Here is a 13175-nt window from a genome sequence, read left to right as displayed (position 1 = left end):
CCGGATACACCCAGTACACCGGCACCCATGACACGCAGTTCTGGTGCGGCTATGCTGGCTTGGCCACCTCCAGCCTCAAGCGCTGGGCAAAACTCTGGACCGGGAGTTCGATGACGAACCTGCTCCACCCTGAACCGCTCCAGCGCGCCGCGCTGGCGGGACATGAGCGCCTGGCTGACCTGGCTCCACAGCATCCGGGCCGGGGCGACGCCACGCCCGAAATTCCGGGCCTGCGCAAACTCATCCGCGAGTCCTGGCAGCGGTCTGCACGCTTCAAGGCCAATCCTGACAACGTGGCCGCCCGCTTGGCCTTCGATTGGGACGAGCTGGACGACTACCGCCGGCAGCACCCCTTGGCCGCCATCATGCCGGTCATCAACAAACTCCTGGTCCAGCCGAGCCATGACAGCGGCCTCCTGGTGGCTGTGGGCGACGAGGTGGGCAGGCTGCTGTGGGTGGACGGCGACCCCACCCTCCAGCGCCGCGCCGAAGGCATGATGTTCGTTCCCGGCGCGGACTGGTCCGAGGCAAGCGTCGGCACCAGCGCGCCCGGCACCGCCCTTGCCCTGGGCAGGGGGATCCAGATCGCCGGAGCGGAGCACTACCAGCGCGCCGTGCATCCCTGGAGCTGCACAGCCGTCCCCTTCCATGACCCCGACTCCGGCGCCCTGCTCGGCGTCGTGGACATCACCGGCACGGACACCGCGGTGGCCCCGCACACGCTCTCGCTGGTGGAGGCCACGGTGGCCGCCGCCCAGGCGCAGCTGCGCGTGGAGCGCCTGCAGCATGCCGCGGAGCTGGCCAGGAAAGCTGTACGACGGCGGCCCACGGCTTCCGGAAGCAGGCAGGCCCCAGGTGCCAAGGAAGGCAGCCTCTACCGCAACAGCCTCCAACTGCTGGGCCGCGACCAGGCGCTGCTCAGCCTGGCCGGCCGGACGGTTTCCCTGTCCGCCCGGCACAGCGAGATCCTTGCCCTGCTCAGCACACACCCGGAAGGGCTCAGCGCCGAGGAACTCGGCTCGCTGCTGTATCCAGGGGAGGGTTCCACCATTACGCTCAGGGCCGAGATGGTCCGCCTCCGGAAGATCCTCCAGGAGCTGAGCCCGGAGGCCGTTCCCGGCTCACGCCCGTACCGGCTCCCGCTGGACCTGGTGCCGGACACGGGCCAGGTGCTCAGCTGCCTGCAGCGCGGTGCGCACCGGATTGCCCTGGAGATCTACCGTGGCGAGGTGCTTCCGCGCTCAGAAGCGCCCGGCATTGTGGACTTGAGGAACAGGGTCTCGTCCCTGCTCCGGGAAGCTGTCCTCACGGACGGCAGCGCCGAGTCCCTGCTCAAGTTCGCCGCGCTGCCCGAAGCAAGGGACGACGTCGGTATCCGCCGGGCTGCGCTTCGCCTCCTGCCGCCGCGCTCACCCAAGCGCGCCGCCGTCGTCGCCGACCTGGAACGGCTGGAAGCCGAGCTCCGTGCCTGACAGCCAGTAGGTGGTTGAGCTTGTGGACACCAGGTTCCGACAAGCTCAGCCCGCGGTTGTGATCCGCAACCCACCCGTGCAACCTTGCTGCAACCTTTCCCCTCCTACGCTGGGTCCATCGGCGGGCGCCCTGGTGGGCCAGCCTTCTGCACAGCAAAGGAGCTAAGCACATGACCGTTTACGCACAGCCGGGAACCGACGGTTCGAAGGTCACCTTCAAGGACCGGTACGAGAACTGGATTGGCGGCGAATGGGTGGCCCCGGTGAAGGGCCAGTACTTCGACAACATCACCCCGGTAACAGGCAAGGCATATTGCCAGGTGGCCCGCGGCACGGCCGAGGACATTGAACTGGCCCTGGACGCTGCCCACAAGGCCGCACCTTCCTGGGGCAAGACCTCCGTGGCGGAACGGGCCGCCATCCTGAACAAGATCGCCGACCGCATCGACGAAAACCTCGAGATGCTGGCCGTCGCGGAAACCTGGGACAACGGCAAACCCATCCGGGAAACGCTCAACGCGGACCTGCCGCTGGCCGCGGACCACTTCCGCTACTTCGCCTCCGCCGTCCGGGCGCAGGAGGGCAGCCTCTCGCAGCTGGATGACAACACCACCGCCTACCACTTCCACGAGCCGCTCGGCGTGGTGGGCCAGATCATCCCCTGGAACTTCCCCATCCTGATGGCCGTCTGGAAGCTTGCGCCCGCGCTCGCCGCCGGCAACACCGTGGTGCTCAAGCCCGCGGAGCAGACGCCGTCGTCCATCCTTGTGCTGATGGAGCTCATTGCGGACCTGCTGCCGGCCGGTGTGCTTAACGTGGTCAACGGCTTCGGCGTCGAAGCCGGCAAGCCGCTGGCGTCCAGTTCCCGGATCCGGAAGATCGCCTTCACCGGCGAGACCACCACGGGGCGTCTCATCAGCCAGTACGCCAGCCAGAACCTCATCCCCGTCACGCTGGAACTGGGCGGCAAGAGCCCCAACATCTTCTTCAACGACGTAGCCCAGGAAAACGACGCCTTCTACGACAAGGCCCAGGAAGGCTTCGCCCTGTTTGCGTTCAACCAGGGCGAAGTGTGCACCTGCCCGTCACGTGCGCTGGTCCAGGAGGACATCTACGAGTCCTTCATGGCGGACGCCGTGGCCCGGGTGGAAAAGATGATCCAGGGCAACCCGTTGGACACCGAAACCCAGGTGGGTGCGCAGGCGTCCAACGACCAGCTGGAGAAGATCCTGTCCTACATCGACATCGGAAAGCAGGAAGGCGCCAAGATCCTCACCGGCGGTGCCCGTGCCGAGCTGCCGGGCGACCTGGCCGGCGGCTTCTACGTCCAGCCCACCGTGTTCGAGGGCCACAACCGCATGCGGATCTTCCAGGAGGAGATCTTCGGCCCGGTGGTGGCCGTGACGAAATTCAGCGACTACAACGACGCCATGGGCATCGCCAATGACACGCTCTACGGCCTCGGCGCCGGAGTGTGGTCCCGCAACGGCAACGTGGCCTACCGCGCAGGCCGCGAGATCCAGGCCGGACGCGTCTGGGTGAACAACTACCACGCCTACCCGGCAGGCGCGGCGTTCGGCGGCTACAAGTCCTCGGGCATCGGGCGCGAGAACCACGCGATGATGCTCGACCACTACCAGCAGACCAAGAACCTGCTGGTCAGCTACGACGAAAACAAGCTGGGCTTCTTCTAGGCCATGGCTTCGACCAGGCTCGATGCCGCCGTGACGCTGCCCGGGGAAGACTTTTCCCGGGTGGCGCTCACGCCCGCGGCCGTGGACCTGCTGCGCATGCTGTGGGACCGGCATGGCCCGCTCATGTTCCATCAGTCCGGCGGCTGCTGCGACGGGTCCGCTCCCATGTGCTACCCGGCAGGTGACTTCATCACAGGGGAGTCCGACATCCTCCTGGGACTGTTCGACCTGTCCGACGGGCTGCAGCCCCAACCGCTTGAGTTCTGGATGTCGCGCGAACAGTTCAACTACTGGAGCCACACCCACCTTAGCGTCGATGTTGTGCCAGGCAGGGGGAGCGGCTTTTCCGTTGAAGCCCCTGAGGGTAAACGTTTCCTGATCCGGTCCACGCTGATGGACTGGCCCGCCTAGAAGTTCGATCCGCCGCCACTGGGGGCTCTCCTTTGGGAGGGCCCCCAGTGCGTTGGCAGAACATTATTCGGTCATTAGGGCGTCTCACTATTCGGGACGATTGGGACCGTCCAGTGGATGGACACTATCGTTGATAGGTCTGTTTCCATCACAAACCAGGATTGTGACCCCTTATGAACCTTCTGCGGACAAAATCCATCGAGCAGTCGATCGCCGACGCCGATGAGCCCGGACGCAAGCTTAAGCGTTCCCTCAGCACCTGGGACCTCATGATCATGGGCGTCGCCGTTGCTGTTGGCGCCGGTATCTTCTCGGTCGGCGCCAAGGCCGCCGCAAACTTTGCCGGTCCCGCCGTGACGCTCTCCTTCGCCATCGCGGCCGTCACCTGCGCGCTGGCCATCATGTGCTACGCCGAGTTCGCCACCGCCATCCCCGTGGCGGGTTCGGCCTATGTCTTCACCTACGCCACCATGGGCGAACTTCTTGCCTGGATCATCGGTTGGAATCTGATCCTGGAGCTGTTCACGGCCGCGGCCGTGATCGCCAAATACTGGGGCATCTACCTCAGCAAGGTGTTTGCCCTCACCGGCCTGGACATTCCCCCGGCCATTTCGCTGGGCGGCGTGGACCTCTACTGGGGCGCTTTCCTGATCGTTGCCATCTTCACCGTGCTGCTGGTGCTGGGCACTAAGCTCTCCGCTCGGGTGGGCAACATCTTCACGCTGATCAAGATCGCCGTGGTGCTGTTCGTGATCGTGGTGGGCTTCACCTACGTGAAGTTCGAAAACTACGCCCCGTTCGTTCCCGCTGCCGAGCCCACTGCGGGCACCGGTGCGGCGGACGTCCTGAAGCAGTCGTTCTTCGGCTTCCTGACGGGCGCTGCCCCTGCCCAGTACGGCACCGCGGGCATCTTTGCCGGCGCCGCCCTGGTGTTCTTCGCCTTCATCGGCTTCGATGTGGTGGCCACCTCCGCCGAGGAAGTGAAGAACCCGCAGAAGACCCTGCCCCGCGGCATCTTCGGCGGCCTGGCCCTGGTGACGCTGCTCTACATCCTGGTCTCCCTGGCCCTGACCGGCATGGTGTCCTACACGCAGCTGGCCGAAGCCAAAAGCCCCACCCTCACCACCGCGTTCGAAGCGGTGGGCGACACCTCCGCCGCCAAGGTCATCGCCTTCGGTTCCCTGGTGGGCCTGACCACCGTGATCATGGTGCTCCTCATGGGCCTGTCACGCGTGGTGCTGGCCATGAGCCGCGACGGCCTCCTGCCGCGGGCACTCTCCAAGACCAGCGACAAGCGCGCCACGCCGGTCCGCCTCCAGATCATCTGCGGCACCGCGGTTGCCCTGGTGGCAGGCCTCACCAACGTGGACCTGCTCGAGGAAATGATCAACATCGGCACGCTGTCCGCGTTCGTGGTGGTCAGCCTGGGCATCCTGGTGCTGCGCAAGAAGCGCCCGGACCTGAAGCCCGCCTTCCGCGTCCCGTTCGGCAAGGTGCTCCCGGTGGTCTCAGCCCTGCTCTGCCTGTACCTGATGACCAACCTGGCCGTGGAGACCTGGATCTTCTTCGCGTTCTGGCTGGTCCTGGGCCTGGCGATCTACTTCGCCTACGGCCAGCGCCACTCGCGGCTCAACGAGCGCTTCGCCGAAGCCAACGCGACGGTCAATGGCATTTCCAGCACCGCTGCCCTCGCGGCCGCTGAAGCTGATGACGAGGACGAGCTGAGCCGCACCTGACGGCCCTCGAATCCGCCCGACGGCCGGCGCATCACCAGCTGTCCAACTGCCCGCCCGGCCTGTGCCGGGCGGGCAGTTGCTTTTCCAGCCTGCAACTTTGCAAATTCAGGGCGCCGCGTACTTCCCCACCCACTCGACCAGCGGCCGCAGCTGCCGCCACCTGGCGGCAATCTCGTCCGTGGCACCTTCCGTGGAAAGCCACTCCGGCTGGCCCAGGTCCACTCCCGTATACAAGGTCTTGTGCTTGAGAAGCTCCGCCCGTGGGTGGTCCCGGCCGAAACCGCGGGGCACCGTCTTGAGCTTCTCGCCTTCAATGAGAAAGCCGGCGGCCGCCACCGCATCCACGATCTCCTCCAGGGCGGCGCCACTCCCCGGGGCGTCCGCTGCCGCCCGGAACCTGGCCAGCTGGGCGGGGGTGTGGGAGCGATAGCCCCCTCCTACCAGCAGCCCGTCGGCGCTGACCTGCAGGTAGTAACCCACCCCTTCCTGCCGGGTGGCGAAGGCGCCCTGGGCAGTCTTGTAGGGTGACTTGTCCTGGGAAAAGCGGACGTCCCGGTACGGGCGGAACAGCCTGGCCGGACCAAACTCCGGCTCCAGGACCGCCAAAAGTGCTTCCAGTGGCTCCTTGACCGCGGCGTCGTACACGTCCTTGTGGCCAAGCCACCAATCGCGGTTATTGTTCTCTTCCAGCTCCGCATAGAAACGGAAGGCTTCCGTAGGAATGCCTGCAATTGTGTTCATGAACGGAGCCTAGGAGGGCCGCCCGGGGCAGGCCAGGGGACCAGGACCGTATGTGCAAAAAGACCACCCCGCCACGGAACCCGTGGCGGGGTGGTCTTTCGGTTAAGCCTGCAGGAAGCCTGGTCAGCCGATCTTGTTGGCGGACTCTGCATCCGAGGCCGGAGCCGACGGGGCAGCCCCGGCGCCGAGGTTGGCGCGCAGCTTGGCGCCCAGTTCGGCGTCGACGTTGGTCCAGTACTGGATGGCGCGTTCCTTGATGTCGGAACGCTTGACGCCGCCTACTGCGCCGGTGATCGTCTCCAGGAAGCGGGCCTTTTCGGCTTCGTTGTAGACCTCGCGGTACAGCGCGCCGGCCTGGACGAAGTCGCCGTCCTCTGCGTGGAGGGAGTGCGCGGCCAGGGTCAGCTCGCCGTCGTTCTCCCAGCCGCCGGCGGTGTTCTGCGGCTCAACTGCAGCCGGACCACCGAAGGTGTTGGGCGCGTAGACCGGAACGGAGGGAGCGTTGAACAGGAAGCGTCCCTGGCCGTCCTGGCTGTAGTTGTTGACCTGGTTCTTGGGCTGGTTCACCGGGATCTGCGCGTGGTTGGTGCCCACGCGGTAGCGGTGTGCGTCCGCGTAGGAGAAGATGCGGGCCTGCAGCATCTTGTCCGGGGAAGCGGCGATGCCCGGCACGAAGTTCGACGGCGCGAAGGTGGCCTGTTCGATCTGCGCGAAGTAGTTCTCCGGGTTCCGGTTCAGCTCCATGGTGCCCACCTTGATCAGCGGGTAGTCCGCGTGCGGCCACACCTTGGTCAGGTCGAACGGGTTGAAGCGGTAGCTCTTGGCGTCCTCGTAGGGCATGACCTGGACGTGCAGGTCCCAGGAGGGGAAGTTGCCGGCTTCGATGTTCTCGGACAGGTCGCGGATGTAGAAGTCCGCGTCGGAGCCGGCAAGCTGTTCGGCCTGCTCGGAGCTCATGGAGTTCACGCCCTGGTTGGACTTGAAGTGGTACTTGACCCAGAAACGCTCGCCCTCCGCGTTGATCCACTGGTAGGTGTGCGAGCCGTAGCCCTGCATTTCACGCCAGGAAGCGGGCAGGCCGCGGTCACCCATCAGCCAGGTGACCTGGTGTGCGGACTCGGGCGACAGGGTCCAGAAATCCCACTGCATGTCGGCGTCGCGCAGGTGGGTGCCCGGGAGGCGCTTCTGCGAGTGGATGAAGTCCGGGAACTTGATGCCGTCGCGGATGAAGAAGACGGGGGTGTTGTTGCCCACGAGGTCGTAGTTGCCCTCGCTGGTGTAGAACTTCACGGCGAAGCCGCGGGGGTCGCGCCAGGTGTCCGGGGAGCCGTTCTCGCCGGCAACGGAGGAGAAGCGGATCAGCATCTCGGTCTCGACGCCCGGCTGCAGGAATGCAGCCTTGGTGTACTTGGAGATGTCCTCGGTGGTCTTGAACGTGCCGAATGCACCGCCGCCCTTGGCGTGCACTACGCGCTCCGGAACCCGCTCACGGTTGAACTGGGCAAGCTTCTCCACCAGGTAGTGGTCAGTCAGGATGATGGCACCATCGGCACCAACTGACTTCGAGTGTGCGTCGGACGTAACCGGCGCGCCTGACTGGGTTGTGGAAACGGCAGTCATTGTTCTCCTATTTCTCTTTTTCTTGCGAGGGACTGTGGGGAGGAAGTTGCTGGGCCTGCTGGCACTCCTGGCAGATGCCCTGGTACATGACGTCGGCGATCTGGATGGTCATCGGCTTGGCGTCCGGGTTCCAGTGCGGGGTGAGGCACGGGGCGTGGCCGACGGCGCAGTCCACGTCCTCCACGCGCCCGCAGCTGATGCAGATGGCGTGGTGGTGGTTGTCGCCCACACGCGTTTCGTACAGGGCGGGGGAGTGCGGCGGCTCAAAACGGCGCAGCATGTGCAGGTCCGTCAGGTCGCCGAGGACCACATAGACGGACTGGGCCGTCAGTTCGGGGAGCTCGGCGCGGGCGGCGGCAAGGATGCTTTCGGCAGGGGAATGCGGGTGGCGTTCGACGGCGGCGAGTACAGCGAGCCGCTGCTTGGTCACCCTGCGGCCATGGGCGCGCAGGGCTGCAGCCCATGCTTCCTGGCCATCAAAGTGCTCCGTCATGGCTCCATTGAAGCACTTATTTTGAGCAACTCACAATAAGGCTCGGCTAACCTCTCCCCGTGTCCCGCTAGTGTTACGGAGTGGGGAAACTACTTGTCGATGTCACGCCGCTCAAGGAAAGCCCCGCATTCCGCCGGCTCTGGCTGGGATCCGCGGTGTCCGCCGTCGGCAGCCAGCTGACCTTGGTGGCCGTGAGCCTGGAGGTGTACCGGCTGACCCAGGACAGCTTTTACGTGGGCCTGCTGGGCATCTTTGCACTGGTTCCCCTGGTGATAGGCGGCCTGATGGGCGGCTCCATCGCCGACGCCCACGACCGCCGCCGGATCGCCCTGCTGGCCTCCGCCGTGCTGTGGCTGACCACCGGCCTGATCGCGCTTCAAGCCTGGCTGCACCTGGGAAACGTCTGGGTACTGTACCTGCTGGTGGCACTGCAAAGCGGGGCCCAGGCGATCAACCAGCCGGCCCGCAGCGCCATCATCCCCATGCTCATCCGCAAGGAACTCCTGCCCGCGGCCAACGCCCTGAGCATGCTGTCCATGGGCCTGGCCATGACCGCCGGACCCCTGCTGGCCGGCGTGCTGGTGGCCTGGCTGGGATTCGGCTGGACCTACACCATCGACTTCGCCAGCTTCGCCTTCGTCCTCTGGGCGGTGTACCGGCTTCCGCCCATGGCGCCCGCCGGAGCCGGCGGCAGGCCGGGAATCCGCTCCGTCATCGAGGGTTTCCGGTTCCTGGGCACCCGCCCCAACCTCCGCATGACCTTCATCATCGACCTCGTGGCCATGATCCTCGCCCAGCCGCGGGCGCTGCTTCCGGCTGTCGCGGCGCTGATGATCGGAGGCGGGGAGGCGACCGTGGGCATCCTGCTGGCGTGCACCGCCGTCGGGGCCTTCCTGGCCGGTCTGTTCTCCGGGCCGCTGGGCAGCGTGCGCAGCCAGGGGACCGCCGTCGTCGTTTCCGTCATGGGTTGGGGCGCCTCCATTGGAGCGTTCGGCGCGGTGGTGCTGCTCGCCGGGCCCGCGCCCGACGGTGCTGTGACCGTGTGGCTGCTGCCCGCCGCCGTCTGCTGCGCCCTGGCCGGCATCGCGGACTCTATCAGCAGCGTCTTCCGCAACACCATCCTCCAGGCCGCAGCCCCCGACCATCTGCGGGGTCGGCTCCAGGGCGTGTTCATCGTGGTGGTCGCCGGCGGTCCGCGGATCGGCGATCTGCTGGCAGGTGGCGCGACTAAGATTTTGAGTGAGGGCTGGGTCCTGCTGCTGGGAGGCGGGCTGTGCATCGCGGGGGCGTGGCTGGCGGCGAAGCTGCAGCCGGGCTTCCGGAAGTACGATGCGCGGAACCCGGTTCCCTAGCAAGCCGTTCCTTTAGTAAGGAGGAAACGTGCACAAACATCACAACGGCCTGAAGACCGCGGCACTGTTCGGGGTGCTGTGGGCGGTACTGCTGGGCCTTGGCGGGCTGATCGGGGTGGGGACCCGCAGTTCCACCCCCATTTGGATCATGGCCCTGATCGGGGTCGGCACCACCTTCTACGGGTACTGGAACAGTGACAAGATCGCCATCCGGTCCATGCAGGCCATCCCGGTGACCGAAGCCCAGGCGCCGCAGCTCTACCAGATCGTCCGTGAGCTTTCGATGCGGGCCAACCAGCCCATGCCGCGCATCTATGTCTCGCCCACCATGAACCCGAACGCGTTCGCCACCGGACGCAACCCGCAAAACGCCGCCGTCTGCTGCACCGAAGGCATCCTGCAGCTCTTGGACGCCCGCGAACTGCGCGGTGTCCTTGGCCACGAGCTGATGCACGTCTACAACCGGGACATTCTCACCTCGTCCGTGGCGGCCGCCGTCGCGGGCGTCATCACCTCGGTGGGGCAGATGCTGCTGTTCTTTGGCGGCGGCGACCGCCGCAACGCCAACCCGCTGGCGATGATCGCCATGGCGCTGCTGGCGCCCTTCGCGGCGTCGCTGATCCAGATGGCCATCTCACGCACCAGGGAGTACGACGCCGACGAGGACGGCTCGCAGCTCACCGGCGATCCGCTGGCGCTCGCCTCAGCCCTGGCCAAGATTGAGCGCGGCGTCAGCCTTGCGCCGCTGCCGCAGGACCAGCGGCTGGTCAACGCATCGCACCTGATGATCGCCAACCCGTTCCGCGGCGGGGCCATGAACAAGCTGTTCGCAACGCACCCGCCCATGCGCGACCGCATCACCCGCTTGGAGCGGATGGCTGGCCGGCAGCTGTAGCCGGCATCCCGCCGTCGCCGCTTGCTGGACATTTTCGATGCGCAACCTATTTTTCGACGCGCATATTCACTGGCGCCCCCCAAGAAACGGGTGCGCCAGCGAACATGCGCGACGGTTTCGAGTTTGCGCGTCGAAGACGACGGCGGCGCGGGCCGTGCAAGGCAGCCGCGGCGGTCAGGCGAAGAGTCCTTCGCCGATGAAACCGCCAGGCTTCACACCGCCCGGGACGGCGAACAGGCCGGAACCCGTGTGCTTCAGGTATTCCACGGCCAGCGTGTCGCCCTTGGCCATGGCCATCTGCATGGGCACGTAGTGGGTGCGCGGGTCGGTGACGAAGGCAATGAAGAACAGGCCGGCGTCGAGGTGGCCCACGCCGTCGGACCCGTCCGTATAGTTGTAGCCCCTGCGCAGCATCCGCACCCCGCTGTTCTGGCTGGGGTGGGCCATCCGCATGTGTGAATCGAGTGGAATCAGGGGCTTGCCGCCTTTGCCTCGGCGCGCGAAATCCGGTTCGGTGAACTCTTCGCCGCCGGACAGGGGCGCGCCGGTCCCCTTGGTCCTGCCGATCAGGCCTTCCTGTTCGCCCAGCGAGGTCCGGTCCCAGATCTCGATATGCATGCGGATCCGGCGCGCCACCAGGTAGCTGCCGCCCTCCAGCCAGGCATCCTGCGGCCGGGGAGCGTGGGCCCACACATGCTGGTCCAGCAGTTGGTCATCCTCGACCTTGAGGTTGTTGGTCCCGTCCTTGAAACCGAACAGGTTCCGCGGAGTTTGCTGGGCGCGGGAGGTGGAGGAGGTCCGGCCAAAGCCCAGCTGCGACCACCGGACCCGCACTTTCCCAAACCCAATCCTTGCCAGGTTCCGGATGGCGTGGACTGCCACCTGGGGGTCGTTGGCACAGGCCTGGACCACCAGGTCACCGCCGCTGCGGGCAGGGTCCAGGTCGTCGCCGGGGAAATGCGGCAGCTCGATTAGGGCCTCGGGCCGCCGGCCGTCCAGGCCGAAGCGGGCCACCCCGTCCTTTTCGAACAGGCTGGCGCCGAAACCGAAGGTCAGGGTCAATTTGCCCGCATTGAGGTCCAGGGCCTCGCCGGTGTCTTCAGGGGGTGCGCCGTAGGGCCCGTCCACAGCGCCCGTTGTCCCGGCGGGGCGCCCTTCGGTCAGCGCCTCCGCTGCCTCGGTCCAGTCCTTGAGGAGCTGGATGAGTTCTTCACGCTTGGTGGTGGTGACATCGAACGCCGCCATGTGCAGGCGGTCCTGGGCCGGGGTGGTGATGCCGGCCTGGTGGTCGCCGTGGAAGGGGACCACCGGACTGTCGGCAGAAGGCGCGGGCGCCGCAGTGGCCGCCACGGCGTCGTGCCCCAGGAAGCCGGCGGCAAGCCCGGCGGCGGCGCCGCCCAGTCCTGCGATGCCAAACAGTCCGCGCCTGCTCAGTCGGGATCCGGCCGTCGGGCCTTCCCCCTGCGTGGTATCCGCAGATACCTTATCGGTTGCGACTGCCGGCGCCGGTCCGGAAGCTTCCGGCGGCCGGCCGCTAAAGGGGCACCCGGTCACAGGACCACCGCCGCGGTCAGCCGGGACAGTGGTTCGCCCAGGGCGTCAACCAGCGACGCGAGCCGTTGGACCTGTTCCGGCGTCAGTTTGTCGTAGGAGATGAAATCCGCACCTTGGGCATGGGTGGCAAGTTCTGCCTGCAACGCTGCGAACTTTTCGTCCAGCGAGGCGGCCAGGGCGGAGTCCTTTTGCAGCAGCGCGGGCTTCAGGCCTTCAAACGCAATGCGTGCACCGTCAACGTTCGCCTGGAAGTCCCAGAGGTCGGTGTGCGACCAGATTTCCTCTTCGCCGGTCACCTTGCCCGTGGCCACTTCGTCGAGGAGTTCCTTGGCGCCGTTGCCCAGCATGTCCGCGGAGATTTCAAGCGTCCGGGTGCGTTCCACCAGGTCCTTGGTGTCGGCCACCATGCGATCGGCGATGGCTGAGCGTTCGGCCGGCGTCATGGCGGTGTAGCCGGCGGGCGGGAAGAGATCCTTTTCCGCGCGGTGCCAGCCGGTCCACTCCTGGCCCGGCTCGAGGTCGGCCTCGCGTGCATCGAGCTGCGGGTCCAGGTCCCCGAATGACTCGGCAACGGGCTCAATCCGTTCCCAGTGCTGCCGGGTGGCGGCGTACAGCCGCCTCGCCTCACCGGCATTGCCGCCCGCGAAGGCTGCAGCGAACTGCTCAGTGCCAGTGAGCAGCTGTTCGCTTTGGTCTTTCACGTAGGACGCATACTGCGTGGTTGCGGTGTCCAGCAGGTGCTGGAAATCTGCGTCCGCGGACGGCTGGTTGCCGGACTGCGTCACCTCCAAGGCACCCCGGATCCCGTCGCCTTCCATGCCGGGCTTGCAGGCAGTGGTGTACGTGCCGGCGGGGGCGGTGACCACCAGGTTGCGGCTGAGCCCGGGCCCGATGTTTTCCACTTCGCCCAGAATGCGGAGCCCGTCCGCTGCCAGCAGGTAGAACTCCGTGACTTCTGTGCCTTCATTCTTGACGGAGAACGTAAGGTTGCCGCTTGTGACGCTGGTTGCCGAGACCCTGCAGTCGGTGTTCGAGCTGACCACGTTGATGGCGCCCCCGTTGGAGTCCGCAGCCTTGGTGTTGTCGGTGCAGCCGGTGAGCAGCAGGGGGACGGACACCACGGCGGCAGCCAGCAAAGCGAGCTTGATATCGCGGGTGGCGGCATTTTTGGGCAGGTTGTTTTCGGGCAGATTAAAGCCAGGCATGG

General features: G+C 66.3%; 11 protein-coding genes. 6 read left to right on the top strand and 5 right to left on the bottom strand.

Going from position 1 to position 13175, the window contains the following annotated elements:
- Window positions 1-110: 110 nt before the first annotated feature.
- The 4 genes from LFT46_RS15005 (at window position 111) to LFT46_RS14990 (ending at window position 5313) form a co-directional block, all read left to right on the top strand.
- Window positions 111-1472, top strand: coding sequence for a GAF domain-containing protein (locus LFT46_RS15005; RefSeq protein ID WP_236820225.1), 1362 nt, complete (start codon window positions 111-113; stop codon window positions 1470-1472).
- A 170-nt stretch (window positions 1473-1642) separates the two neighbouring features.
- Window positions 1643-3166 carry an acetaldehyde dehydrogenase ExaC gene (gene exaC / locus LFT46_RS15000; RefSeq protein WP_236799197.1) on the top strand — a complete coding sequence of 508 codons (1524 nt, stop codon included), beginning with the start codon at window positions 1643-1645 and terminating at the stop codon, window positions 3164-3166.
- A gap of 3 nt (window positions 3167-3169) precedes the next feature.
- A complete protein-coding gene (locus LFT46_RS14995) occupies window positions 3170-3577 on the top strand; it encodes a DUF779 domain-containing protein (protein ID WP_236799196.1) in 408 nt (135 codons plus the stop codon).
- Between the two features lie 173 nt (window positions 3578-3750).
- A complete protein-coding gene (locus LFT46_RS14990) occupies window positions 3751-5313 on the top strand; it encodes an amino acid permease (protein WP_236799195.1) in 1563 nt (520 codons plus the stop codon).
- 105 nt (window positions 5314-5418) lie between these two features.
- Here LFT46_RS14990 and LFT46_RS14985 read toward each other — a convergent pair whose 3' ends face one another.
- The 3 genes from LFT46_RS14985 to LFT46_RS14975 all read right to left on the bottom strand — a co-directional run bounded on the left by LFT46_RS14985 (window position 5419) and on the right by LFT46_RS14975 (window position 8167).
- The gene (locus LFT46_RS14985) at window positions 5419-6054 is read right to left on the bottom strand and encodes a DUF2461 domain-containing protein (RefSeq protein WP_236820224.1); all 636 of its coding nucleotides are present in this window, start codon (window positions 6052-6054) and stop codon (window positions 5419-5421) included.
- Between the two features lie 123 nt (window positions 6055-6177).
- Window positions 6178-7674 carry a catalase gene (locus LFT46_RS14980; RefSeq protein ID WP_236799193.1) on the bottom strand — a complete coding sequence of 499 codons (1497 nt, stop codon included), beginning with the start codon at window positions 7672-7674 and terminating at the stop codon, window positions 6178-6180.
- Window positions 7675-7681: 7 nt separating this feature from the next.
- Window positions 7682-8167, bottom strand: a complete 486-nt coding sequence (locus tag LFT46_RS14975; protein WP_142133005.1) for a Fur family transcriptional regulator — start codon at window positions 8165-8167, stop codon at window positions 7682-7684.
- Between the two features lie 80 nt (window positions 8168-8247).
- Here LFT46_RS14975 and LFT46_RS14970 point away from each other — a divergent pair, with 80 nt between their 5' ends.
- Together LFT46_RS14970 and htpX are read left to right on the top strand one after the other, a co-directional pair.
- Window positions 8248-9519 carry an MFS transporter gene (locus LFT46_RS14970; protein ID WP_236820223.1) on the top strand — a complete coding sequence of 424 codons (1272 nt, stop codon included), beginning with the start codon at window positions 8248-8250 and terminating at the stop codon, window positions 9517-9519.
- 28 nt (window positions 9520-9547) lie between these two features.
- Entirely contained in the window at window positions 9548-10414 is an 867-nt protein-coding gene (gene htpX, locus LFT46_RS14965) for a zinc metalloprotease HtpX (protein WP_236799191.1), read from the top strand.
- A gap of 174 nt (window positions 10415-10588) precedes the next feature.
- Here the strand turns inward: htpX and efeB are convergent, their stop codons facing one another.
- Both efeB and efeO read right to left on the bottom strand, forming a co-directional pair.
- Window positions 10589-11968: an iron uptake transporter deferrochelatase/peroxidase subunit gene (gene efeB, locus LFT46_RS14960; protein WP_236799190.1), complete on the bottom strand. Its 1380-nt coding sequence runs from the start codon at window positions 11966-11968 to the stop codon at window positions 10589-10591.
- Window positions 11965-13173, bottom strand: coding sequence for an iron uptake system protein EfeO (gene efeO / locus LFT46_RS14955; protein ID WP_236799189.1), 1209 nt, complete (start codon window positions 13171-13173; stop codon window positions 11965-11967). Before efeO ends, efeB begins: the two co-directional genes overlap by 4 nt.
- Between the last annotated feature and the right edge of the window lie 2 nt (window positions 13174-13175).

It is taken from the genome of Arthrobacter sp. FW306-07-I (genome assembly GCF_021800405.1).
Classification (GTDB): domain Bacteria; phylum Actinomycetota; class Actinomycetes; order Actinomycetales; family Micrococcaceae; genus Arthrobacter.
This window is presented reverse-complemented; position numbering and strand designations above follow the sequence as displayed.

Bases quoted from the DNA above. Each gene is read 5' to 3' on its own strand.
- LFT46_RS14995 (WP_236799196.1), top strand. From the start codon at position 3,170: ATGGCTTCGACCAGGCTCGATGCCGCCGTGACGCTGCCCGGGGAAGAC.
- exaC (WP_236799197.1), top strand. From the start codon at position 1,643: ATGACCGTTTACGCACAGCCGGGAACCGACGGTTCGAAGGTCACCTTC.
- LFT46_RS14975 (WP_142133005.1), bottom strand. From the start codon at position 8,167: ATGACGGAGCACTTTGATGGCCAGGAAGCATGGGCTGCAGCCCTGCGC.
- efeO (WP_236799189.1), bottom strand. From the start codon at position 13,173: ATGCCTGGCTTTAATCTGCCCGAAAACAACCTGCCCAAAAATGCCGCC.
- LFT46_RS14985 (WP_236820224.1), bottom strand. From the start codon at position 6,054: ATGAACACAATTGCAGGCATTCCTACGGAAGCCTTCCGTTTCTATGCG.
- LFT46_RS14990 (WP_236799195.1), top strand. From the start codon at position 3,751: ATGAACCTTCTGCGGACAAAATCCATCGAGCAGTCGATCGCCGACGCC.
- LFT46_RS15005 (WP_236820225.1), top strand. From the start codon at position 111: ATGACGAACCTGCTCCACCCTGAACCGCTCCAGCGCGCCGCGCTGGCG.
- LFT46_RS14980 (WP_236799193.1), bottom strand. From the start codon at position 7,674: ATGACTGCCGTTTCCACAACCCAGTCAGGCGCGCCGGTTACGTCCGAC.